Origin of the sequence: uncultured Nitrospira sp., from assembly GCA_902500695.1 — a bacterium.
Lineage (GTDB): Bacteria > Nitrospirota > Nitrospiria > Nitrospirales > UBA8639 > Nitrospira_E.
Genome location: CABVRQ010000025.1, coordinates 1 through 23945 on the forward strand (window position 1 = coordinate 1; position 23945 = coordinate 23945).

At 48.7% G+C, this 23945-nt stretch carries 20 protein-coding genes; 2 read left to right on the top strand and 18 right to left on the bottom strand.

The features are described from left to right. The first annotated feature begins 21 nt into the window (after nucleotides 1-21). Nucleotides 22-2124: an elongation factor G gene (gene fusA / locus AAH187_RS08420; RefSeq protein WP_342348004.1), complete on the top strand. Its 2103-nt coding sequence runs from the start codon at nucleotides 22-24 to the stop codon at nucleotides 2122-2124. Between the two features lie 27 nt (nucleotides 2125-2151). On the opposite strand, the gene AAH187_RS08425 is transcribed toward fusA, so the two are convergent. The 9 genes from AAH187_RS08425 to lepA all read right to left on the bottom strand — a co-directional run bounded on the left by AAH187_RS08425 (nucleotide 2152) and on the right by lepA (nucleotide 11823). After that, entirely contained in the window at nucleotides 2152-3525 is a 1374-nt protein-coding gene (locus AAH187_RS08425) for a Do family serine endopeptidase (RefSeq protein WP_342348005.1), read from the bottom strand. 42 nt (nucleotides 3526-3567) lie between these two features. Next, nucleotides 3568-4164, bottom strand: coding sequence for a glycerol-3-phosphate 1-O-acyltransferase PlsY (gene plsY / locus AAH187_RS08430; RefSeq protein WP_342348006.1), 597 nt, complete (start codon nucleotides 4162-4164; stop codon nucleotides 3568-3570). A 23-nt stretch (nucleotides 4165-4187) separates the two neighbouring features. After that, nucleotides 4188-4808 carry a CDP-diacylglycerol--glycerol-3-phosphate 3-phosphatidyltransferase gene (pgsA, locus tag AAH187_RS08435; protein ID WP_342348007.1) on the bottom strand — a complete coding sequence of 207 codons (621 nt, stop codon included), beginning with the start codon at nucleotides 4806-4808 and terminating at the stop codon, nucleotides 4188-4190. 28 nt (nucleotides 4809-4836) lie between these two features. Beyond that, nucleotides 4837-5685, bottom strand: coding sequence for a 3-deoxy-8-phosphooctulonate synthase (gene kdsA, locus AAH187_RS08440; protein WP_342348008.1), 849 nt, complete (start codon nucleotides 5683-5685; stop codon nucleotides 4837-4839). Between the two features lie 15 nt (nucleotides 5686-5700). Beyond that, nucleotides 5701-7302: a CTP synthase gene (locus AAH187_RS08445; RefSeq protein WP_342348009.1), complete on the bottom strand. Its 1602-nt coding sequence runs from the start codon at nucleotides 7300-7302 to the stop codon at nucleotides 5701-5703. A gap of 80 nt (nucleotides 7303-7382) precedes the next feature. Beyond that, nucleotides 7383-8186 (bottom strand): 3-deoxy-manno-octulosonate cytidylyltransferase, encoded by an 804-nt coding sequence (gene kdsB, locus AAH187_RS08450; protein ID WP_342348010.1) that lies wholly within the window; start codon nucleotides 8184-8186, stop codon nucleotides 7383-7385. Next, the gene (gene rfaE1, locus AAH187_RS08455) at nucleotides 8173-9186 is read right to left on the bottom strand and encodes a D-glycero-beta-D-manno-heptose-7-phosphate kinase (RefSeq protein WP_342348011.1); all 1014 of its coding nucleotides are present in this window, start codon (nucleotides 9184-9186) and stop codon (nucleotides 8173-8175) included. Before rfaE1 ends, kdsB begins: the two co-directional genes overlap by 14 nt. Before the next feature lie 53 nt (nucleotides 9187-9239). After that, nucleotides 9240-10001: a signal peptidase I gene (gene lepB, locus AAH187_RS08460; RefSeq protein ID WP_342348012.1), complete on the bottom strand. Its 762-nt coding sequence runs from the start codon at nucleotides 9999-10001 to the stop codon at nucleotides 9240-9242. A 7-nt stretch (nucleotides 10002-10008) separates the two neighbouring features. Next, a complete protein-coding gene (gene lepA / locus AAH187_RS08465) occupies nucleotides 10009-11823 on the bottom strand; it encodes a translation elongation factor 4 (protein WP_342348013.1) in 1815 nt (604 codons plus the stop codon). Between the two features lie 96 nt (nucleotides 11824-11919). On the opposite strand from lepA, the gene bioA reads away from it, so the two are divergent. After that, nucleotides 11920-13314 carry an adenosylmethionine--8-amino-7-oxononanoate transaminase gene (gene bioA, locus AAH187_RS08470; protein ID WP_342348014.1) on the top strand — a complete coding sequence of 465 codons (1395 nt, stop codon included), beginning with the start codon at nucleotides 11920-11922 and terminating at the stop codon, nucleotides 13312-13314. 16 nt (nucleotides 13315-13330) lie between these two features. Here bioA and AAH187_RS08475 read toward each other — a convergent pair whose 3' ends face one another. The 9 genes from AAH187_RS08475 to AAH187_RS08515 form a co-directional block, all read right to left on the bottom strand. Beyond that, entirely contained in the window at nucleotides 13331-14131 is an 801-nt protein-coding gene (locus AAH187_RS08475) for an SAM-dependent chlorinase/fluorinase (RefSeq protein ID WP_342348015.1), read from the bottom strand. A 2-nt stretch (nucleotides 14132-14133) separates the two neighbouring features. Next, nucleotides 14134-14610 (bottom strand): transcription elongation factor GreA, encoded by a 477-nt coding sequence (greA, locus tag AAH187_RS08480; protein WP_342348016.1) that lies wholly within the window; start codon nucleotides 14608-14610, stop codon nucleotides 14134-14136. 70 nt (nucleotides 14611-14680) lie between these two features. After that, entirely contained in the window at nucleotides 14681-17989 is a 3309-nt protein-coding gene (carB, locus tag AAH187_RS08485) for a carbamoyl-phosphate synthase large subunit (RefSeq protein WP_342348017.1), read from the bottom strand. 9 nt (nucleotides 17990-17998) lie between these two features. Beyond that, nucleotides 17999-18895, bottom strand: coding sequence for a M48 family metallopeptidase (locus AAH187_RS08490; protein WP_342348018.1), 897 nt, complete (start codon nucleotides 18893-18895; stop codon nucleotides 17999-18001). Nucleotides 18896-18931: 36 nt separating this feature from the next. After that, nucleotides 18932-19888 carry a signal peptide peptidase SppA gene (gene sppA, locus AAH187_RS08495; RefSeq protein ID WP_342348019.1) on the bottom strand — a complete coding sequence of 319 codons (957 nt, stop codon included), beginning with the start codon at nucleotides 19886-19888 and terminating at the stop codon, nucleotides 18932-18934. Nucleotides 19889-19893: 5 nt separating this feature from the next. Next, nucleotides 19894-21078 carry a glutamine-hydrolyzing carbamoyl-phosphate synthase small subunit gene (carA, locus tag AAH187_RS08500; RefSeq protein ID WP_342348020.1) on the bottom strand — a complete coding sequence of 395 codons (1185 nt, stop codon included), beginning with the start codon at nucleotides 21076-21078 and terminating at the stop codon, nucleotides 19894-19896. Nucleotides 21079-21129: 51 nt separating this feature from the next. Next, a complete protein-coding gene (locus AAH187_RS08505; protein WP_342348021.1) occupies nucleotides 21130-21663 on the bottom strand; it encodes a DUF4149 domain-containing protein in 534 nt (177 codons plus the stop codon). A gap of 3 nt (nucleotides 21664-21666) precedes the next feature. Continuing rightward, complete coding sequence (locus AAH187_RS08510) at nucleotides 21667-22989, bottom strand: dihydroorotase (protein WP_342348022.1); 1323 nt, start codon at nucleotides 22987-22989, stop codon at nucleotides 21667-21669. Nucleotides 22990-22998: 9 nt separating this feature from the next. Beyond that, nucleotides 22999-23940 carry an aspartate carbamoyltransferase catalytic subunit gene (locus AAH187_RS08515; RefSeq protein WP_342348023.1) on the bottom strand — a complete coding sequence of 314 codons (942 nt, stop codon included), beginning with the start codon at nucleotides 23938-23940 and terminating at the stop codon, nucleotides 22999-23001. Between the last annotated feature and the right edge of the window lie 5 nt (nucleotides 23941-23945).

Genomic DNA, 23945 nt, shown 5'->3' on the forward strand with positions numbered 1-23945 from the left:
GGAAATTGAGAGGAGGTTCGCATGCCACACGAATCCGCCCTATCCATCCGCAACGTGGTCATTACTTCCTACCCGGGGGCAGGAAAGACCACCCTCTGTGAAGCACTGGCTTTTTCCACTGGAGTCATCCCGACCATGGGGACCATTCCCCAGGGAAACACCATTGGTGATTTTGAACCGGAAGAGGTCCACAGACACCATTCAATCAGTTCGGCTATTTGTCAGTTCGAATGGCAGGGGACAAAAATCAATATTATTGATACACCGGGAATGAGCGATTATGCCTTTGAGATTCAATCCGCCCTTAGGGCGGTGGATGGCGTGGTGCTTGTTGTCGGAGCCAGTACAGGACTTCGGTCAGAAATCGAACGAGTCTGGGATCTCATTCAGGAACACGAAATTCCCTGTCTCCTGTTTATTAATGAGCTGGATAAAGAGCGAGCGGACTATCGCGCGATTTTGGCAGAGTGTGAGAAAACATTGGGATTCACCGGAGTCCCAATCACGATCCCAGTTGGAGAGGGGGCCATGCCGACTGGGGTGATTGATCTCATTTCGAGGAATGTCATCACTTCCTTTTCCGACACGACAAAAATCCAGCAAACCGAGATTTCTGCGGAACACCAACCCATGGCGAATGAATTCCGGCGACGGGCCATGGAACAGGTGGCAGAAACGAATGATCAATTGGTGGAGAAATATCTTTCCCAGGGTGAAATCTCAGATGAAGATTTGCGGGATGGGCTGACGATCGGCACATTGGAACGGAAACTTGTTCCGGTGTTATGCGGATCTGCTATTCGCAATATCGGAACAACAACCTTGTTGAATGCGATCCAACGATTTCTCCCGTCTCCTTCCGATCGTTCCAGTCTCCATCCAAACGTCGGGCAGCAACCTCAGACACATGACGAAGGTCAACGAAAATCTGATCCACATGATCCGTTTTCAGCTTTCGTCTTCAAAACCACGATCGATCCCTTTATGGGACGGCTCTCATTTGTGCGAGTGCTGTCCGGGACCTTACATGCAGACTCAGGATTTTATAATGCCTCCCGCCAGACCAAGGAGAAGGGTGGACATCTCTTCTTCTCCATCGGCAAGAAGCATCACCAGGTTCCTCAAGTCTCTGCGGGAGATATTGTGGCAATCGGTAAATTAAAAGATACCCAGACCGGTGACACCATTTGCGATGAACGACATTCCATCATATTCCCAGGCTTGAAAATATCCCGCCCGGTCATGTCTTATGCCTTAGAGGTGAAAAGCAAGAATGAAATTGACAAGGTCAGCTTAGGTCTTCATAAGTTAGTTGAAGAAGATCCCTCTCTGGAGTTTCTCAGGAATGAAGAGACAAAAGAAATGCTGTTAAGTGGGGTAGGGCAGAATCACATTGATGCCACCTTAGACAAGCTGAGGCGCAAATATGGAGTTGAAGTGGATTTGCACATGCCGAAAGTCCCCTATAAGGAGACGATCCATCGCATGGCTCAGGCGCAGGGAAAATACAAAAAACAAACCGGTGGGCATGGACAATATGGAGATTGTTGGCTACAAATTGAGCCCCTTCCGCGTGGGGCCGGATTTGAATTTCACAACAAAATTGTTGGTGGCGTCATACCACGGAATTTTATCCCTGCGGTGGAAAAGGGTGTGATCGAAGCCCTACAACACGGAATTATTGCCGGGTTTCCCATCGTTGATATCTGCGTAGCTGTCTATGATGGATCTCATCATCCTGTCGATTCTTCCGAGTTGGCCTTTAAAGTGGCTGGCTCAATGGCCCTCAAACATGCCCTGGAGGCTGCCCAAAGCACCCTTCTTGAACCCATCATGTCAGTAGATGTCCTCGTCCCGGATGATCTGGTGGGAGCCGTGATTGGTGATCTGAACTCGCGGCGTGGACGCATACAGGGAATGGCAACGAAGGGACACAATCAAATCGTGAAGGCCTTTGTGCCGCTAGCGGAAATGCTGAAGTATGCTCCATCCTTAACGTCCATGACGGCCGGGAAGGGCAGTTATGTGATGGAATTTTCAGGTTACGAGGAAGTTCCGAAGGATTGCCTCACTCGCATAGTGGAAGAACATAAAAAAGAAAAAGAAGCTGTTTCCTCACACTAATACCTTGATGATAAACTGAGAGAAATGCTATGGCAGCGTTTTGATCACAATGAAAAATGCTCGTGCCTTTCGAATAATACGAAGTAAAATCGTCTGACCCGGCTTCACTTTGGCGACTGCCTCAGAAAATTGCGTGACCGTCCGAACCGTTTGCCGATTGACCTCGTTGATTAAATCTCCTTCTTGAACCCCCTCGGAATGGGCCAGTCCGCCTTGTTCAACTTTGGTCACGAGCACACCCACGGTTTCTTGTAGTTCAAATTGCTCGGCAAGTGCAGCTGTAAGCCCTTGGACATCAAGTCCTAAGGTGACTTCTGATTTTTGTAAGGGGAGTGAGGCCAACATGGATTTCTCCTGCCTTTCCGCCATCGGCACGAGGTAGATCAGTTCTTTGCCGTCCCGTAACACAAGAATTTTGGCGTTCTCACCAGGTCCGACACGTGCAACAAGTCTAGACAGTTGGTTGGGCGAATCAACCGAGCTGTCGTCTACGGACACGATGATATCCCCTGGTTTAATTCCGGCCACATGGGCGGGATCGTGTTCATAGACTTCGTTGACGAGAACCCCATGGCCTTCCTTAATCCCAAATTGTTCCGCAAGTTCTTTGGTGAGAGATTGAATCCCGACACCAAGCCAACCCCGGACCACTCGCCCCTGGGACACTAATTGATCGACCACACGCGAAACCATGTCGGCGGGTATGGAAAATCCGATGCCTTGTGCCATATGGATAATGGCGGTATTAATCCCGATCACTTCACCTCGAAGGTTAAAGAGTGGTCCTCCTGAGTTTCCAGGGTTGATCGCCGCATCCGTTTGAATAAAATTTTCATACCGGGATAAATTGAGACGTTCCCTTCCAATCCCACTCACAACGCCTAGGGTCACTGTGCGGTCTAACCCCATCGGATTTCCAACAGCCAATACCCATTGCCCAACCTTTAAGGCATTGGAATCCCCAAAATGGGCTGCAGGAAATTTTCGGTCAGATTGAATTTTAAGAACCGCAATGTCGGTTTCTTTATCGCGTCCTATGACCTGAGCAATCATGTTGGACATATCGGATAGCCGGACATCTGCCTCCGTGGCGTCTTCCCCAACTACATGATTATTGGTCACGATGATTCCATCTTCCCGCACGATGACACCTGATCCACTGCCTTGAGCAAATGGCGCACGTCGTTGAAACCCTTGACCCTGAGCTATCTCACGAATTGGTGTAATATTGACCACCGTAGGCGTCACCCGTTCAGCCAGACTGGTGATGGCCTGTTCGATATCTCCAAGAAGTTCTAGCCCTCTAAGTTCTTTGGCTGTCTGGCTAAATGCTGGTGACGGAGAAATAAACAACAGATGGCAACATAATGAAAATATGAGGGAAAATTTAGCTAAACTCATCCTAAACCTTACATTTCATAATGTCGGATAATAAATATTATGTTAAATAGAAGATAGCTTAATTTTACTTTCGGTCCCTTGTATAAGACGAAGGATGTTTTCTTTATGGCTGATGAATATGATTGTCATAACCCCTAAAGCAAAAAGGCAAAAATAGAAATCAAAAGTCAGGAAATAGACCAAAAATGGAAACACCCCAAAAGCTAAGAGGGCTCCACCTGAGGAATATCCGAAAACCAATACCGCTCCCAACCACACACCAACAAGAAGCCATCCAATCAACGGATGCATACCTAAAATGGCCCCTAAAGCCGTGGCTACTCCTTTTCCACCTTTAAATCGTAAAAAAACGGAAAAGACATGACCAAGAATGACCGAAAAGCCTATGACAAGAATCCAAAGCCAAGGAAACCCCATTAAGCCTGCGACAACTGTCGCGACCGTTCCTTTCCCTAAATCCCCAATTAGAGTAATGATTCCTACTTTTTTCCCTGATACTCGCAGAGTATTGGTGAATCCAATATTGTGGCTCCCATGAGTGCGGGGGTCATCCTTTCCGAACATTCGAGAGACGACGAGGCCAAATGGGATAGATCCTAAGAGATAGGCACCGACTACTCCTAATAAATAGAATTCCATCTCTTAGCGACTGGTGAATACCCTTACCAATATTGTGGGCTAATTTTCTTAAAGATTTGCATGAGATATCGCCAACCTGAAAATAAGGAGAAAAATAAGGCAATATACAATAGTCCTGTTCCAATGGTAGCCAGTAGCCCCTCACTTTGAACCCAGACTCCCTGTAAAATAAGACAGAGAATCCCTCCGATTTGACCGATGACTTTGAATTTTCCCAGAGAGTCGGCTGGAACCACAAAGCCTTCTTTCGCTGCGACCACCCTGGCTCCCGTCACAATCATTTCACGTGCAATCATGACGATAGCCAACCACACGGCCACTCGCTGAAATTGCACAAGAAGAATAAGTCCGGAAGCCACCAGAAGTTTATCGGCAACCGGATCGAGCAATTTCCCTAAATTGGTAATCTGTCCGCTTTTTCGAGCTAAATACCCGTCAAGAAAATCCGTGAAAGCGGCACAAGCAAACACCAGGCCGGCTGCCAAGGCCCGTTCAGGGCTGGATTCAGAGAAAAACCAAACAAAAACTGGAATTAACAAAATTCGCAAAAGAGTAAGAGAATTAGGAAGATTGAGATAGGCTTCTCCCATAATTACATCATTTTGTTCAGATTTTTCTTTTACTACTACTTCAGAATGATTCATAATAGCTCTGATATTTTTACCTGAAATCTCAAGTAAGTGGAGAGATTTCTCCCTTTCCCGTTACCTGCCAAATCGCTTGAAGTTGTTCTAATAATCCACGCAACTGACTTAACCGGATCATATTTGGCCCATCCGATAGTGCCTCCTCCGGCCGAGGGTGGACTTCCATAAAAAATCCGTCACATCCAGCAGCGGCTGCCGCTCTGGCTAACGGCGCGACAAATTCCCGTTGTCCTGAAGAGACCGTTCCCCCGCCACCAGGCAATTGCACGCTGTGGGTTGCATCAAATACTACCGGATATCCCAGATTTCTCATGACAGGTAATGAGCGCATATCGACGACAAGATTTTGATAGCCAAAGCTTGCTCCTCGCTCTGTTAAGAAAATTTTCCTGGTTCCGGCCTCTTGAAGTTTATGGACAACATTGGCCATATCCCATGGGGAGAGAAATTGTCCTTTTTTTACATTGACCACCCGGCCGGATTTGGCCGCGGCAGAGAGCAAATCGGTCTGTCGACATAAAAATGCCGGTATTTGCAACACGTCTACGATCTCAGCAACCTGAGAAACGTCGTGGACTTCGTGAATATCCGTGAGAATGGGGACCCCTAACTCACGGTTGATTTTCTTCAGAATTTTTAATCCTTCCGTAATGCCTAACCCTCTGAATGACGATATCGATGTGCGATTAGCCTTATCATAGGACGCCTTAAAGATATATGGGATGCGAAGATCTTTAGCAATTTCCGCAATCGCTGCAGCGGTCTCGATGACCAACTTCTCGCTTTCGATAACGCAAGGCCCCGCAATTAAAAAATGAGGGCAACTCCCGCCAACGGAGAACGGGCCAATGTCGACTTGAGTTGGCTGAGCCATGATAGATCCTGTTCGTTATGTGCCGAATTTTCTTTGAAGTGCGGCGCCAATGAATGCCGTAAAAAGGGGATGAGGAGAACACAGTCGAGACTGAAATTCTGGATGGAATTGTGTCCCCACGAACCAGGGATGCCCTTGCAATTCAATGATTTCTACCAGCCTTCCGTCCGGGGATGTCCCACTAATCGTCAGACCTTTTGAGGTCAACGCTTTCAGGTACTCATTGTTGAATTCATAGCGATGGCGGTGTCGTTCACGAATATCCGATTCCTGGTAGGCCGCAAATGTAAGCGTATTGGGAATAATTCGACAGGGAAAGCCTCCCAATCTCATTGTTCCGCCCTTCTCTTGGATCGATCGTTGCTCAGGAAGCAGATCAATGACCGGGTACGGGGTATCTGGATTGAATTCGGAACTATTGGCATTCTGAAGTCCACCTAGACTTCTGGCAATTTCTATCACCGCACATTGCATACCCAAGCAAATGCCAAAGAATGGAAGATCTCTATCCCTGGCATACCGGATCGTATCAATTTTTCCTTCAATCCCTCGAAGGCCAAAGCCTCCTGGTATTAAGACTCCGTCCACATCAGCTAGCAGGCGTTCGGGACCGTCCTTCTCAATATCTCCCGATTCCACCCATTGGATATGAACGCCTGTTTCATCGCGTAATCCGCCATGAGTCAACGCTTCCGACACACTTTTATAGGATTCCCGAGATTCTACATATTTACCAACCAGTGCTATGGTAACTTCATGTCGTGGCCGCTTAATCTTCTGGACTAAAATATCCCAATCACGAAGGTTAGGTGGCCGCGTTTCAAGATGTAGTGAGCGGACAATAAGTTCATCCAGTCCTTCTTTTCTCAAAATTATTGGCACTTCGTAGATGGAATCCACATCTTTGGCCGTGATGACAGAGCCTTTATCTACGTTACAAAACATGGCAATTTTATCTTTCACGCCAGGAGGAAGAAATCTGTCAGTCCGACACAACAGAATATTGGGTTGAATGCCGATTTCCCGAAGTTTATTGACGGAATGCTGGGTGGGTTTGGTTTTAAGTTCTCCAGCGGTTCCGATATATGGCACCAGCGTGAGATGAATATACAGGACGTTTTCCCGACCGACCTCATAGGGCATTTGCCGAATCGCCTCTAAGAACGGCAAACTTTCAATATCACCGACAGTCCCGCCAATTTCCACGATTACCACATCCACGTCATGGGCCACGTTGAGAATCGTCTGCTTAATAGCGTCCGTAATATGGGGGACGACCTGAACGGTCGCTCCCAGATATTCTCCTCTTCGCTCCCTTTGAATCACCGACTCATAAATTCGTCCTGTCGTACAATTATTTTCACGATGCAACTGGACCGTGGTAAATCGCTCATAATGACCCAAGTCTAAATCGGTTTCCGCCCCATCATCGGTGACATAGACTTCCCCGTGTTGATAGGGATTCATCGTACCAGGGTCGACATTAATATAGGGGTCTAGCTTCAAAAAGGTAATCGTCATGCCACGGCTTTCTAATAAATGCCCGATAGCTGCAGACGACAAGCCTTTCCCTAATGACGAGACCACTCCACCTGTCACAAAAAGAAACTTACTCATGATTTTTTCTGGTTAGTTGTATGATGACCCACATGTCCTCCCTGTAAAACGATTCTCTCTCTCGACTCCACCATATTGCTCTATCTATTTTCAACCCTTTGTGTGGTCCCCAACGGCCTCCCTTTCGGCTCACAGGGATTCTTCGATAAAAGACTCTCCGCAGCAATGATATCCTCAGGAGTATCTATTCGAATGGATTCGTGTTCTGTCTCCCAAACCATTATGGGAAGGCCATGTTCTAAGGCTCGCAGTTGTTCCAATTTTTCCGCATCCTCAAGATACCCCGTTGGCAACCCGGCAAATCGTAATAGATCCGATTTCCTGAAAATGTATACTCCTAAATGCATATAGGCGATATGATTATTCCCAAAAGGTATGCCATCCCGCCAGCAGGGTATCGGACTTCGTGAGAAATACAGGGCCTGTCCGTGGACATCGGTCACCACCTTTACGATTGACGGATTGGTTAGGTCCTGTGTGTTGTGTATTTGTCGTTTCAACGTCCCTATTCCAGCCGGAGAAGACACAAAAGGATGAATAAGATCATCCAGCAGCCCAGGGTGCTGAGGAATTTCATCAGCTTGCAAATTGACAATTACGTCATATTTCAATTGAGAAGCTACTTTCGCCACCCGGTCGGTTCCTGTTCGACAGAAATCCTTGACGAGACAGACTTCTCCACCAAAGTTCTTGACCCCTTGTTCTATGGATTCCTGATCGGTGATAACCAGGATTTGCCCCACCTGCGAAATCTGTTGAACCGCTTCATACACATGTTGGATAAGGGGTTTTCCGGCTAAGAGAGCGAGTGGCTTTCCCGGAAATCGAGATGATCCGTAGCGAGCAGGAATACACAGACTGAGGAGTGAGTCAGTTGTGGCCATGAAGTAATGCCTCTTGAAGTTGCGCTCGCGTGACTGTGGCTGTACCCACCATGCCCACGACAATACCAGCGGCTTGATTGGCTAATACTGCAGCTTCAGGAAGTGAGGCTTTTGCACTCAGCGCTAAGGCTAGAGTACTGATAACCGTATCGCCTGCTCCGGTCACATCATAGACTTGCCGAGCCACCGCCGGGATGCTCCAGGATTGTCCGGTATTTTCAAAAATACTCATTCCCTCCTCTCCCCTCGTGACAACGACTGCCTGGCACTGTAAGCGTTGTTGCAGAGCAATGCCGATTTCTTCAACCGGAACATCCTGGCTTGGGAGAAACCCTGCAGCCTGTTTGGCTTCGAGATGATTGGGTGTGATCACCGTCACTCCCTGGTAATACGCCATATGCTCCACCTTCGGATCCACCACAATCGGCACGTCAAGCTGATCAGCCAGGGTATGAATAGCCTTCATCAGTTCAACGGTGATCATGCCCTTCGCATAATCAGAAATCACCAGGCAGGAGGCTCCAGGAAGACGGGAAGCCACATGTCGTATCATTTTTTTTGTCTGTTGAGACGAAAGGTCATGGCGTTGCTCCACATCAAACCGAACAATTTGCTGATTGTGGGCAACCACTCTTGTTTTTTTAATTGTAGGACGACTGGAATCGACAAACACACCGGAGGTAAATGGGGACGACCGTCGAATGTCAGCAAGGAATTGTTTCCCAACATGATCCGCACCGACTACGCCACACAATTCAGCCTGTCCACCTAATGTCAGAATATTATGGTACACATTCGCTGCCCCACCCATTCGGTACGATTCAGAGTCCACATGAACAACTGGTACTGGCGCTTCCGGGGAAACACGATGCACCTTGCCCCAGACATAATGATCTAAAATGAGATCTCCGACAACCAGAATGCGAGCGCGAGAGAAGCGTTGAATATACTCCTTGAATTTCCGAGCGGAAATCGATGGGACAACAGATAACGGTTTCATCCTTGAATCAGCGCAAGGCTAAAGTTTGGTTGGGTCAAGTGGCTTTGCGCTCACTATTCAATGAGCTTTCCGATTCGTTCCCATCGGATCCAATCGGTCCACGCTCCCTGCCCATTCCATGACCAATATACGAGAAAGGCTCTGCCTTTAATCTTATCCATTCGCACAAATCCCCAAAACCGGCTGTCCAAACTTTGGTCACGGTTGTCACCCATCACAAAGTAGGATTCGGGAGGAACGGTTAAGGGACCAAGATTATCGCGAGGATTGATACGACCATCAATGATTCCAGGGTCGACCCTCTGCGTAAAGCCTTCATCCAACAATGGCTGTCCATTCACGATCACGTGTTTATTTTGAATATGAATGGTATCACCAGGGAGTCCGATCACCCGCTTAATGAAATCCTTGTTTTCATCCTCAGGATAGCGAAACACAATAATATCCCCACGCGACGGGGGATCAAAATTCATCACGATCGTCGAAGAAAAACACGTCACCGGCGGGAACGAGACCTGAAACTCACAGTCTTGCGGCAACTGAAACCCATAGGACAGCTTGGAAACAAGAATATGATCGCCGATCATCAACGTCGGAATCATGGACCCTGATGGAATCTTAAAGGCCTGAACCACAAAGACTCGAATGGTGAGAGCCAGAATAATCGCAATGATTAAGGCCTCGGCATATTCTCGAATAATCGACTTCTTGGATACCTCAACCTCCTGGGAACTTGAGGCAACCGAAGATTCCTCTTGAAGATTTTTTTCGGAAGATTCGGTCATTTTAGGTTGTTGTGGATCTTGTGTGGCCATCAGCGGTTCAATTCGGATCGGTCTTTAAAATAGCCAGAAAAGCTTCTTGAGGGACTTCGACGCGCCCTAATTGTTTCATTCGTTTTTTTCCTTCTTTTTGCTTCTCCCACAATTTGCGTTTTCGGGAAATATCCCCACCATAACACTTGGCTGTCACATTTTTCTTGAGTGCGCCAATCGTTTCTCTGGCAATGATGCGTTTGCCAATCGTCGCCTGAATGACAATTTCAAACATTTGCTTGGGAATGAGTTCTTTCATCTTTTCGGCTAATTGTCTCCCGCGACTTTGCACTTTATCCTTGTGCGCAATGATGGAGAGCGCATCCACTGTCTCACCATTCAGCAATAAATCCAATTTCACCAATTCAGACTCACGATAGCCCAGCAATTCATAATCTAACGAGGCATACCCTTGAGTCCGGGATTTCAGTCGATCATAAAAGTCTAACACAATTTCATTCAGGGGGATTTCGTAGATTAACATGGACCGGGTTGGATCTAAATATTGCAGCCCGACTTGAATGCCCCGACGCTCTTGGCATAGCTGAAGGACATTTCCGATATACCGCTCCGGGGTAATCATCGTGGCTTTGATGTAGGGTTCTTCAATTCGTTCGATCTGGGAAGGGTCCGGAAGCTTGGATGGGTTATCGATTACCAGAGTTTCGCCTTTGGTCGTAAACACACGATAGACGACAGTCGGGGCGGTACTGATCAGATCCAATCCATATTCCCGCTCTAAGCGCTCTCGAATAATTTCCATGTGGAGGAGACCTAAAAACCCACATCGGAATCCAAATCCCAAAGCCAGGGAGGTTTCCGGTTCATACACAAAGGAGGAATCATTTAGTTGTAATTTCTCCAGAGAATCCCGCAGATCCTCAAACTTGGCATTGTCGGTCGTGTATAACCCGCAAAAAACTACCGGTTTGACATCCCGGTACCCTGGCAGGGCAACGCTTGTGGGACGCTTTGAATCCGTAATGGTATCGCCAATTTTCGTATCCGATAGCTCTTTCATCCCGGCACAAATATACCCGACTTCCCCAGGCCCCAGCCGACTAACCTTGGTCCGTTTCGGAGAAAAGACGCCCACCTCCAGGACTTCAAATTCACGTCCTGAAAACATTAATTTAATCATCATATTGGGGGTGACTTCTCCGTCCATGACTCGAAGAAGCACAACGGCACCCTGATAATTGTCAAACCAGGAGTCAAAAATCAGTGCCTTTAAGGGTTGCTCAATGGAACCGACAGGAGCCGGAATGACCTTCACCACACCTTCAAGCACCTCCTTGACCCCCCGTCCATCCTTGGCACTGACCAAAAAGGCCTCTTCACTCGACAACCCCAACACATCTCGAATTTGGACCTTAACCCCCTCCACATCCGCACTCGGTAAATCAATTTTATTAATGACGGGAATAATCACTAAATCATTCGAAATGGCCAGATAGGCATTGGCGATGGTCTGGGCCTCAACCCCCTGAGTGGCATCAATCAACAGAAGGGCGCCTTCACAGGCAGCCAGGCTCCGCGAAACCTCATAAGCAAAATCGACATGTCCTGGGGTATCAATGAGATTAAATTGATATTCCTGACCATCCGAGCTCTTGAACCGCGTTGTGACCGCATGTGCTTTAATGGTGATACCGCGCTCACGCTCCAGATCCATGGCATCCAGATATTGTGCACGCGCCTCACGTGCCGACACGGCACCGGTAATTTCCAAAAACCGGTCGGCAAGGGTGGACTTGCCGTGGTCGATATGAGCAATAATAGAAAAATTGCGGATGTGGGTTTGAGGAAAAGCTTTACTCATTCGAAGTGACCATGATTGTAATGAGACCCTAAAAGGTTGTCAAAAATTGATGGATTCCGCTAGGTTATCGTCTTGAACCGGACAAGAAATCAAAAAATGCCACACACAGCATTACAAAAAGACGATTGTGAGTACATTTGGCATCCTTTTACCCAAATGCAGGAATGGGAGGGCCAGACTCCTCTCATTATCAGACGCGGAAAAGGTTCTTATCTCTATGACATGGACGGCAATGCCTATCTTGATGCCACAGCCTCTATCTGGGTCAATGTCCATGGCCATCAACATCCCCGCATTAATCAGGCCATCCGCCGGCAACTGACCCAGGTGGCTCATACGACGCTACTAGGGCTTTCCAACCCACCAGCCATTCAATTGGCCAAAGCACTTATTCACCTGGCTCCGAAAGGCTTACGAAAGGTATTTTATTCAGACAACGGCTCAACAGCTGTTGAAGTTGCGGCAAAGATGGCTATCCAGTACTGGCAACAATGTCCAACTCCCCAGCCGCACAAAACTCGATTTATCCACCTAGGCCTGTCCTATCATGGGGATACAGTGGGAGGCGTGAGCCTCAGCGGAGTCGAACTCTTCCGCAGGCCTTTTTCTTCGCTCCTCTTTCCAAGCCATGCCATTGAGCCCCCTTATTGTTATCGATGTCCCCTTCACAAGGAGTTCCCCCAATGCCAACTCGCCTGCCTTGATCCCCTTGAAAAGCTTCTGAACACATCACATCACGAAATTGCAGGCCTTATTCTTGAGCCCATGGTGCAAGGGGTCGCCGGAATCATTCCCTCCCCTCCAGGTTACTTGAAACGCGTTAGGGAGTTATGCACGCGCTACAAAGTCTTATTCATTGCAGATGAGGTTGCCACCGGGTTTGGACGAACAGGTCGGATGTTTGCCTGTGAGCATGAAGAAATATCTCCGGATATCATGGCCATTGCCAAAGGATTAACGGGAGGGTATCTACCCTTGGCCGCCACGTTAACGACAGCCGCCATTTATGACGCGTTTTTGGGAGAAGGGCATGAAGGCAAAACTTTTTTTCATGGACATAGTTACGCGGGAAATCCCTTGGGCTGTGCGGCAGCACTGGCCAACCTGAGTATTTTCAAGAGCGAACGCACACTTGCCAAGCTTCAACGACGAATCCCAAAATTACGAAAGGCCCTTGAGTCGCTGAGCGAAGATCCTTGGGTCGGCGACATCCGACAATGTGGCTACATGGTCGGGATTGAACTGGTTCAAGATCAGGCTCATAAAAATCCGTTCCCTGCCGCCGTCCGAATCGGCCAAAAAATAGCCATGACCGCCAGAACCTTGGGGATGTTGATCCGTCCCATCGGCACGATTATGATTCTCATGCCTCCACTTTCCGCCAGCGTCAAGGAACTCGAGCAAATGGTATCAATTTTACAACTCGCTATCTCAGTGGTTCGTTCATCCAGCCAATCTTCCTCAGTACAAAAAGCTCCTGAAGTTTCTTAGCACACCTCAGTTTAATCTAGATGAGCTCAACGGTTTGGCCAACGTGCAACTCACACCGGTCCACCGCTCGCCCTTGCTTCACAAAAATTTCGACATGGCCATTACTGTTGATTAAGGCTTCCGGGAGTCCCATGGCGCCTTCTCCATAATGGGTTTTTATTCCATTAATGACGACATCTCCAATTTTTAAACCGGAGTATTCCTTCTTGGTGGCTGATCGAAATGTCTCGATATCGGCCATGGTGATATTCGTCATGGCATTACCAAAATGATCGACATAGACAATTCGCCCGTGAAGGGCCTGCAGTTGCATACGTGGGGGATTTGGGGGAATTGTGACGTAATCATGAATGAGCCGCCCGTACGATCCAGGAACCTGTCCCTTCGTCAACCAGGCGGCAGAGGGTGCGAACAAATCACGGCCATCAAACGTTCCTCCCGCAGAATCCAATCGGTATTGTTTATTCTCAATAGATCGAACTTCAACCGACGTCTCCTCCTGAAGCACGTAGCTCAGGACGCCATTATCCGGAGCCAGGAAAAAGTGCCTGGAGGTCGAGGCTAAGATCGCTCTTCGCGAGCTCCCTACAGCAGGGTCCACGACGACCACATGCACCGTTCCATCTGGAAAATATTGATAACACGATTTCAAAAAAAACGCCGCCTGTTCAACCCCATGCGCCGGGATTCGATGCGTCAGATCGACGATGCGTATTTGAGAATTAATTCCGAGCATCACGCCCTTCATACTGGGGACAAAATAGTCGACATCCCCAAAATCAGTGACCAATGTTACTAAGGAAATGGCGGAAGTCATGGTTATAGCTCCTCAAAACAAACGGACTGGATTTGATATTCAATAACTCCGGCGGGTCGATGCACTTCAACGATATCTCCGACCCGATGTCCAATCAGCGCACGCCCAATAGGCGATTGAACCGAAATGGAACCATTTTTGATATCGGCTTCTTCTTGTCCCACCAAGGTATAGCGTTTTTCTTCTTGTGACTCTAAACTTAAAATGGAGACTGTCACCCCAAACACGACCGTGTCACTCTGCCCACTCGATATTTCCACCACTTGAGCCATACTGAGTTTATGCTCAAGCTCAGCCATCCGTGTATCAATAAATTGCTGCTGCTCCTTGGCAGCTTTATATTCGGCATTTTCCTTGAGATCACCATGTTCACGAGCCTCGGTAATGGCTTGAATGTTTTTAGGGCGATCTTCCCGTCGCAGCCTGGCCAGTTCGGCTTGCAGTGCCTCATATCCTTTTTTTGTGATAGGAATTTTCATGAAACCACACTCCCCTTTATTAGATACTGAAACTTGGATGGTCAGTGATCCATCATCGCGTTACGTCCTTTTAGGCTTTTCCGGCTGACATCGCAGAATGATATTCCTGCAGGCAGAGAACCTCCATGGAGGTTTTCTTCATCGCCTCTATTCCTGATATGGCTGCTTGCGCGGCTTGAATCGTAGTAAAGTAGGGAATTCCGCCGAAGACAGCCGCTTTGCGAATTGGTGCGGAATCATCCTGGGAAGAGGCACCTCCCACCGTATTCACAACTAAAGACAGCTCCTTATTTTTGAGTAAATCTTCGATATGGGGGCGAGCTGCATTGAGTTTGTTCACCGTAACTACGGTGATCCCATGTTTCCGCAAAAAGGCGGCCGTCCCTTTAGTCGCATTCAGTAGAAATCCGAGTTGCGACAGTCGCTGTGCGATAGCAAGCGTCGCGGGTTTATCCCCATCCTTCACGCTAAGAAGAGCTGTCCCTGCCAAAGGCAATGGCATCCCTGATGCGGCTTGAGATTTTGCAAAGGCCCACCCGAAGGTTCGATCAATCCCCATGACTTCGCCCGTCGAACGCATTTCTGGACCCAACAATACATCAGAGACACCAAGTTTCGTAAAAGGAAAGACGGCCTCTTTAATGGCAATGTGGGAAAAAAGTGGAGACTGCGTAAAGCCTAAGTCTTTCAAGGTTCGCCCAGCCATAATTTTCATCGCATGTTTGGCCAAAGGTACACCAATGACCTTACTTACAAAGGGGACCGTGCGGGAAGCGCGAGGATTGACCTCTAAGATATATACGGCCCCACCCTTGACCGCATATTGAATATTCATCAGACCCCTCACCTGTAACTCCTTGGCTAAAAGAATGGTTTGGCGATTGATCGTTTCAAGAATGTCGGCACTAAGAGAGTGGGCAGGTAACGAACACGCCGAATCTCCTGAATGAATTCCTGCCATCTCGACATGTTCCATGATGGCAGCCACCACCACGTCTGTCCCATCTGCAATGGCATCCACATCAATTTCTATGGCGTCCTCAAGGTAATCATCGATTAACAAGGGATGCCTTCCCAAATCCATGCCATGCCTCTGAAGGTATTCATCCAAGGCGTCCGCATCATACACGATTTGCATGGCACGCCCCCCCAACACATACGAAGGGCGCACCATGACTGGATAGCCAATGTTGACGGCAATAATATGAGCTTCATGTGAGGATCGTGCGGTGCCGTTTTGCGGTTGCAGGAGATTCAATTCAATCAATAAATCACTAAACCGTTTTCGATCTTCCGCGCGATCAATGGCATCGGGTTGTGTCCCCAAAATTCTCACCCCTTCTTGCTCTAATGGAACGGCCAGCTTGAGAGGCGTTTGTCCACCGAATTGTACGACGACCCCATCCGGACGTTCGGCCAGGATAATTCGCAAGACCTCTTCTTTCGTCAAGGGTTCAAAATAGAGGCGATCGGAAATATCATAATCCGTACTGACGGTTTCCGGATTGCAATTGACCATAATTGTTTCAATGCCTTCTTCTTTTAGGGCCATCGCGGCATGCACGCAACAGTAATCAAATTCAATGCCTTGCCCAATCCGGTTAGGCCCTCCCCCTAAGATCATAATTTTTCTTTTTTGGGAAGGGCGAGATTCACAGGACAAACCGGAAGTGGAATAGAGATAGGGGGTATGCGCCTCGAATTCGGCGCCACAAGTGTCCACTCTTTTAAAGACGGTGCCGTAGCCGGATCCCCTGACCTGTCGCCACTGCCGAATGGTATCTTCCTCTCTCCCGATGAGTTGCCCAAGCCGTTGATCCGAAAATCCAAGGCCTTTCGCTTGTTCAAGGAGAGTCACCAGGGAATCGGGGCATCCTTTGGGCATGTCGTATGAGCGATCGGTCCTAAATTCTTCCTTACATTTGCGAACCCATTCCGCTTCAAATTCTACGAGTTCTTCAATTTCATGCAAAAACCAGGGATCAACCCGCGACAATTGATACAGCTCCAACACCGACATCCCGATTCGGAACGCATCAGCCAGAAACCAAAGGCGATCGGCTGTGGGGATTCGAACCTGGGATTGAAGGCGGTCATGCAGGGGATGAGCCGGTCCGGCAGAGTCTTTTTTCCCATCAAGCCCGTGCAACGACATCAACCCATACCGGTCTGTTTCGAGGGACCGAATAGCTTTCTGCAAGGCTTCTTTGAAGGTGGCTCCGAGTGCCATGGCTTCTCCAACGGATTTCATGTGCGTGGTCAGCACTCGATCGACACCATCAAATTTCTCAAATGTAAACCGTGGAATTTTCACGACCACATAGTCAATGGTCGGCTCAAAACAGGCTTTAGTCACTTGCGTAATATCATTGGGAATCTCGTCCAGGGTATACCCTATGGCCAACTTCGCAGCGATTTTGGCTATCGGAAATCCGGTTGCCTTTGAGGCCAAAGCGGAACTCCTGGACACGCGAGGATTCATCTCAATAACCATCAATGCCCCATTGTCAGGATTCAGGGAAAATTGAATATTGGACCCGCCGGTATCCACCCCGATTTCTCGAATAATCCGAATGGCCGCGTCTCGCATGTGCTGATACTCTTTATCGGATAAGGTCATGGCAGGAGCCACGGTGATACTGTCCCCGGTATGCACACCCATCGGATCAAAATTTTCTATGGGGCAGACAATGACCACATTGTCCTTAGAGTCCCGCATCACTTCTAATTCATATTCCTTCCACCCCAGAAGAGATTGTTCCAGCAAGGCCTGTCCAACTGGACTGGTCACAAGAGCCCAATCAATATACTTATCAAACTCTTCACGGTTATAGGCAATATTGCCTCCTGCTCCTCCCAGAGTGAATGATGGACGGACGATGGCGGGAAATCCAATTGTTTGAAGAAGCTGTAAGGCTTCCTCCCTCGAGCGAAACGACCCGCTTGCCGCTACGTTTAATCCAATACGTGTCATTGCCTGTTTGAATAATTCCCGATCTTCGGCCTTTTGGATCGATTCATAGGAAGCTCCGATAAGTTGCACTCCGTGTTTTTCCAGAATACCTCGCTTCACTAATTCCATGGTGACATTCAGGGCTGTCTGCCCGCCCATGGTAGGAAGCAGGGCATCAGGATGCTCTCGCTCAATAATCGCCTCTACCACTTCTGCAGTAATCGGTTCCACATAGGTCCGGTCCGCGAGATCCGGGTCGGTCATGATGGTGGCAGGATTACTGTTGACGAGAATGACTTCAAAGCCTTCCTCCTTCAGAGCCCGGCACGCTTGCGTTCCAGAATAGTCAAACTCACAACCCTGACCAATAACAATCGGTCCGGAACCGATTAATAAAATTCGATTGATGTCATTTCTTCGTGGCATGTTGGGCTCTCAGGATTTTAAGTCTGATTCAGATATCGGTTTTTGGGAGGGGGATTCAGGTGATCCGGGAGATGATGCCTCAGGGTGATAAAATCTCATTGCTTGGGGAATCCAGGCTTCAATTTGGTTAATACGGCTTACATCAGAAGGATGAGTCGATAAAAATTCCGGAACTGAATTTTGAGTACGAAAACAAAATTTCCCGATCATTTTTCTCGGACACCCACTCATGCGTTCCCAAAACGGCACAGCTTCCCGCGGGTCATATCCGGCCTTGGCCATCAATTGCAACCCGATAAAATCGGCTTCCGTTTCCTGTTCACGGGAATTGGGAAGGGCCACGCCCACTCCATAGGCACTCATGGCTCCAATCGCAAGGCCAGGGTCGACGCCCCCGGCGGCGGCGCCGGCCAACGCCCCGAGTTGACCAATTTGTTCCAGAATCCCCCGACTGTATCGCTCAGCTCCATGTCGTTGCAACGCATGGGCAACTTCATGGGCCATGACGGTCGCCAGCCCGGCTTCTGTTTTGGTGTATTTCAAAATTCCGGTAAACACCGCCACTTTGCCACCGGGCAACGCAAAGGCATTCACTTGATCATCATCCTGAATGACGGCGAATTCCCAGACATATTCCGGTTTATTGGCTCCCTTAGCAATGCGTTGTCCCACACGATTCACCATTAACGTCACTTCCGGATCTCTGCTTAATGGTGCCGACTTCAAGACCTCGCGAAATGCCGCAAGTCCCAGGGCAATTTCCTTTTCCTCCGAAATATAAATTAATTGATCTCTGGCCGTCCCTGGAGCCTTTTGACAAGCTGAGCTCAGCAACATGAGCGCACACACCGTACTCGCCAACAGGTATTGAAATAGGTTTCCAGAGACGGGTGAATCGTTGGTCATGGGCACAACTTTCTTCGCATCAGAACACAACAGACTTTACGGCATCCACATGTACAGCATTTGTGGGGTTCCTCCGGTCAATACGGTGAAAAGAGAATGCGCATCGACTTGGGGAAACCCGATAGGCCCAATTTGAGGAGGATCGAACCGTGAGTAGATATTTTGATGAGTTCCTCCGCCCCTGGTGTACGTCACGACTCTGGCCTCTTCCAATTTCGCTTTCTTTTTGGCCAGATCGACCGCTTCATCTAAATACCCAATGCTATCCACAAGACCCTTGGCTTTGGCAATATCAGCGGTAAAAATCCGTCCATCGGCTACCGTGCGAATCTGCTCCATGCTTAATCCGGGTCTTCCCTCTTTCACCACCGAAAGGAACTGTTCGAACAAATGATCAATTGTCTCTTGGAAAATAGCCCGTTCTTCATCATTCATCGGCCGGAATGGAGAACCCATAGATTTCTTAGGACCCGAAACAATCGCGGCTGGTTGGACCCCCACTTTTTCCAACAGACCCTCGGCATTCATTGTCACCATAATGACCCCGATACTTCCGGTAATAGTCGAGGGATGTGCAAGAATATGGTCAGCCGCCATTGCGATGTAATACCCGCCGGAAGTGCCCAAATCCATTATGGCGGCAATGACCGGTACAGGGCGTTTTCTCTTAAAGACTTTCAGCTCATGATAGACCAGATCTGATGCCGTGACTGATCCTCCCGGAGTATTGATTCTAAGGACGATGGCCTTGACGTGTTCATCCTCCTCAGCTTTGGTCAATTCCTCTTTGATTCGTGCGGGAAGACTTGGTTCCTCTAAGATACCCGACGATTTGCCTGTCGTCAGCATGCCAGAAATATCAATCAACAACACCTTATCCTCTCCTTCACCAGATAAGGTGGCTTCCTTGAGAGTTCCTCCTCCGGGAAGCAGATCAATATGTATGCACCCGCTGACAAAAAATAGAATAAGAATCAGGAAGCACCGAGTCATAATCATCATCCACGGCCTTTCATCATTTCCAGAAATTGGGTGAACACATACGAAGAATCATGGGGGCCTGGAGAGGCTTCAGGGTGATACTGAATAGAAAGAATCGGACTCTCTATTCCCGCCATTCCTTCACAACACCCATCATTCACGCTTCGATGCGTGATTTCCATCCGTCCAACGACAGAGTCAAATTGTTGAGACTTCAATGTCGTACCACCATCTTCCTTGTGAGGAAGGCCAACGGCAAAATTATGGTTTTGCGAGGTAATTTCAATCTTTCTGGTACGAAGATCCATGACTGGATGATTGGCTCCATGATGCCCAAATGTTAGTTTATGGGTGTGCAATCCCAAAGATAATCCCAACACTTGGTGTCCCAAGCAAATCCCCAACACCGGTTTCCAGCCCAATAGCTGCTTGACGGTTTCGACTGCATAGGGAACTCCTTCGGGGTCTCCTGGGCCATTGGATAAGACGATTCCATCTGGATTAAGTCGACGGATTTCCTCCGCGGTCGTTGAAGCTGGCACCACTCGAACCTGACATCCCAGATCCACGAGACTTCGTAAAATATTCTGTTTCACACCAAAATCCATGACCACCAGTTTTAAAGGAGGTTGAGCGGTCTCCTGAGGGAAAATTGATGATTCACCACGAGGCGGGTCCATCACGATCGATCTCTGGGTCCATTCATAGGTGGCCGGACAGGTGACCTCTTTAACTAAATCACGTCCAATCAGGGAGGGAACGGCCTTCGCCGTTTCCCTCAAGGCGTCGGCATCGAAATTTACATGGGAAATGACTCCCATTTGTGAGCCGTGATCACGGACATGACAGGTCAGTGCTCGCGTGTCTATCCCTTGAATCGCCACAATACGATGCTCAATTAAGTATTCTTCGAAGGATTGCCTGCTCCGCCAATTACTCCGGTACTTCGCGGCTTCACGAACAATAAACCCTTCCGCCCAGACCCGATGGGATTCATTATCTTCCGGTGTCACCCCATAATTCCCGATCTGGGTGGAGGTCATCAGGACGATCTGACCTTTATATGAAGGGTCGGTCAAAATTTCTTGATACCCCGTCATGGCAGTATTAAATACGACTTCCCCCACGGTTTCGCCTTCGAACCCGAGGGCATGTCCTCGAAATATGGTTCCATCGGCTAACGCCAGTACTGCGGGCTTCATGGTCTTTCCTTTATCATCTTCTCATTTCCGTTGTACGATCAAGAGTAATTATTACCGAGCAGCCATGGAGTGGAAAAAGAGAATTTTCCGCACCTTTACAATAAACAGTGAGGCCGCCAGACCAAAATTCACCAAGTGACAAGCTCGCACAATCATATGAAGGCGAAAAAAATCTGCATAGGCGATATCTTTGTCTTCCTTTGAGACCGCCGCAAAGGCCTCTTCCTGTAAAGACATTGCTTGGGGACCAAGGACCACAAGAATGCTGAACGTGATGAGAGCCATTCCAGCCAGAAGCCACCATTCCACAGAAGACACGGCAAACATTTCGGAGGGATTGTGGCCAAATGCCCGGAAGCGAATCCCGGCCACCACACTCAACACAATCAAAATCCAGACATTCATCAAGCCAAAACCATCAAAAACTCTCCGTAAAAAATGCCCAGCTGGTTCCATCCCGAAGGAATTAAATACAGCCGGAATTACCAACGAAATAATGACAACCAAACCGCCAACCCATAAGATTAAGGCACACAGTTCAAAAAGAAAACCCACGACCCCCCAATTTATCCGCTTCATATTCATGAATTAACGGGCATCATAGACAATCCTGCCATCAACCAATGTCATCTTCACTTTTCCCTTCACGGTCCAACCCCCAAATGGCGTATTCTGACTTTTTGACAAAAATTTGGTGGGATCCACCACCCATTCTTCATGGGGGTCAAACACCACGATATCGGCATGGGAGCCAGGCTGCAGGCTCCCAACAGGCAGATGAAAAAGCCGAGCAGGAGATCTCGTCAACTTATCAAGCGCTTGTTCAAGGGACAAGACTCCCTCATGCACCAGGCGGAGTGTCAATGGAAGAGCGGTCTCAAACCCCACGATGCCAAATGGCGCCGCATCAAATTCCAATTGTTTTTCTTGGAGAGCATGGGGAGCATGGTCGGTGGCAATGGCATCAATGGTCCCATCGACCAAACCCTGCTTGAGCGCTTGAACGTCGTCATCCGTTCGCAGTGGTGGATTCATTTTGGCATTGGAATTATAGCAGCGGACGGCTTCTTCAGTAATGGAAAAGTGATGAGGACAGACTTCTGCGCTCACCGGTAACCCCTGCCCTTTTGCATGACGGACCAGTTCCACCGAACGGGCGGTGCTCAAATGGGCCAGATGCACATGAACTCCGGTAAGATCCGCCAGTGCCAGGTTCCGAGCCACCATCACCTCCTCTGAGGCATCGGGAATCCCAGGCATCCCGAGTTCGGTCGACACCATACCCTCGTTCATACATCCGCCATCGGTTAAATGCAGGTCTTCGCAATGGTCCACAACAGGAATGCCAAAAGCCTTGGCATACTCCAGCGCCCGTCGCATGACCAAACTATTCATCACGGGCCGCCCATCATCAGAAATGGCCACACATCCGGCGTCCACCAACTCACCAATATCCGCAAGTTCTTCTCCTTCGGATTTTTTGGTGATTGCACCGATCGGGAACACCCGGGCCTTGCCGGCCGCCTGTCCTTGGGCCAACATAAACTTGGTAATGGCAGCGTTATCATTCACGGGCTGGGTATTCGGCATACAGCAGATGGTCGTAAACCCTCCGGCCACGGCGGAGGTCGCGCCTGTTGAGATGGTTTCCTTGTATTCAAAACCGGGTTCCCGTAAGTGGCAATGCAGATCCACAAGGCCAGGAGCCACAATCCATCCATTGGCCTCAAGAATTGTGACCGATGAATCCTGCCAAAGGGGGTTCGTCAGTGGAAAACCGACTTCAAGAATGTTTCCATCTTGAATAAGCACATCGGCCCGTCCATTCACGTGGCCAGGGTCAATCACAATTCCACCTTGAATACAGAGGAGATGAGAAGTGGTGGCAGGCTGTCCGGTCTTTTTGGTCATGTTGTCCGATCATTCGTTAAGGGTTGAACGTTCACCAGATCCTGACAATAAATACATAAGGGCCATCCGCACAGACACCCCATTGGTCACTTGATCCAGAATCACCGCGACATTGCTATCAGCCACGGAAGGCGAAATTTCCACGCCACGATTCAGGGGCCCGGGATGCATCACAATGGCATCCGGTTTGGCGAGCTTGAGTCTTTCCGGAGTCAAACAAAACAGATTGGCATATTCCCGAAGACTGGGAAGTAACGCCCGCCCCAACCGCTCACGTTGCAATCGCAGCATGATGATCACATCCGCTCCGATTAACGCCTCATCCAGATTGAAAAAGACCGCCACGCCAAAATGTTCAAGGCCGAAGGGGATCATGGTGGGTGGAGCCACGACTCTCACCTCTGCTCCGAGTTTGGTCAGAGCAAGAATATTCGAGCGAGCCACGCGGCTATGCGCAATATCACCAACAATCACCACCATGAGGCCCGAGACGCGTCCTTTTTTTTCTTTTATGGTAAAGACGTCCAAGAGGGCCTGAGTGGGATGTTCATGCCACCCATCTCCCGCATTAATCACCGATGATTTGACCGAACGCGCAAGGTTTTCTGCGGCACCAGGAGATGGATGGCGCAGCACAATAATATCCGCCTGCATGGCTTCAATATTTCTGGCAGTATCGACTAATGTTTCTCCTTTCACCATACTACTCGTGGAAGGAGAAAAATTAATGACGTCAGCACTCAGTCGTTTAGCTGCCAACTCAAAAGACGTTCGTGTACGGGTACTGGGCTCAAAAAATAAATTCACCACCGTCTTCCCGCGCAGAGCTGGAACTTTTTTGATATCCCGCCCCCCGACCTCTTTCAGGGATTCGGCCGTTGTTAGAATTAATTGAATTTGGTCGGCTGATAAGGCCGCAATAGTCAATAAATCTTTGCGTTGTAGACCCATAATGA

Bases quoted from the DNA above. Each gene is read 5' to 3' on its own strand.
- fusA (WP_342348004.1), top strand. From the start codon at position 22: ATGCCACACGAATCCGCCCTATCCATCCGCAACGTGGTCATTACTTCC.
- AAH187_RS08425 (WP_342348005.1), bottom strand. From the start codon at position 3,525: ATGAGTTTAGCTAAATTTTCCCTCATATTTTCATTATGTTGCCATCTG.
- greA (WP_342348016.1), bottom strand. From the start codon at position 14,610: ATGAAAATTCCTATCACAAAAAAAGGATATGAGGCACTGCAAGCCGAA.
- AAH187_RS08445 (WP_342348009.1), bottom strand. From the start codon at position 7,302: ATGAGTAAGTTTCTTTTTGTGACAGGTGGAGTGGTCTCGTCATTAGGG.
- AAH187_RS08475 (WP_342348015.1), bottom strand. From the start codon at position 14,131: ATGACTTCCGCCATTTCCTTAGTAACATTGGTCACTGATTTTGGGGAT.
- AAH187_RS08510 (WP_342348022.1), bottom strand. From the start codon at position 22,989: ATGACCAAAAAGACCGGACAGCCTGCCACCACTTCTCATCTCCTCTGT.
- plsY (WP_342348006.1), bottom strand. From the start codon at position 4,164: ATGGAATTCTATTTATTAGGAGTAGTCGGTGCCTATCTCTTAGGATCT.
- sppA (WP_342348019.1), bottom strand. From the start codon at position 19,888: ATGACTCGGTGCTTCCTGATTCTTATTCTATTTTTTGTCAGCGGGTGC.
- lepB (WP_342348012.1), bottom strand. From the start codon at position 10,001: ATGGCCACACAAGATCCACAACAACCTAAAATGACCGAATCTTCCGAA.
- AAH187_RS08490 (WP_342348018.1), bottom strand. From the start codon at position 18,895: ATGACCAACGATTCACCCGTCTCTGGAAACCTATTTCAATACCTGTTG.
- rfaE1 (WP_342348011.1), bottom strand. From the start codon at position 9,186: ATGAAACCGTTATCTGTTGTCCCATCGATTTCCGCTCGGAAATTCAAG.
- pgsA (WP_342348007.1), bottom strand. From the start codon at position 4,808: ATGAATCATTCTGAAGTAGTAGTAAAAGAAAAATCTGAACAAAATGAT.
- bioA (WP_342348014.1), top strand. From the start codon at position 11,920: ATGCCACACACAGCATTACAAAAAGACGATTGTGAGTACATTTGGCAT.
- lepA (WP_342348013.1), bottom strand. From the start codon at position 11,823: ATGAGTAAAGCTTTTCCTCAAACCCACATCCGCAATTTTTCTATTATT.
- carA (WP_342348020.1), bottom strand. From the start codon at position 21,078: ATGAAGCCCGCAGTACTGGCGTTAGCCGATGGAACCATATTTCGAGGA.
- AAH187_RS08515 (WP_342348023.1), bottom strand. From the start codon at position 23,940: ATGGGTCTACAACGCAAAGATTTATTGACTATTGCGGCCTTATCAGCC.
- kdsB (WP_342348010.1), bottom strand. From the start codon at position 8,186: ATGGCCACAACTGACTCACTCCTCAGTCTGTGTATTCCTGCTCGCTAC.
- kdsA (WP_342348008.1), bottom strand. From the start codon at position 5,685: ATGGCTCAGCCAACTCAAGTCGACATTGGCCCGTTCTCCGTTGGCGGG.
- AAH187_RS08505 (WP_342348021.1), bottom strand. From the start codon at position 21,663: ATGAATATGAAGCGGATAAATTGGGGGGTCGTGGGTTTTCTTTTTGAA.
- carB (WP_342348017.1), bottom strand. From the start codon at position 17,989: ATGCCACGAAGAAATGACATCAATCGAATTTTATTAATCGGTTCCGGA.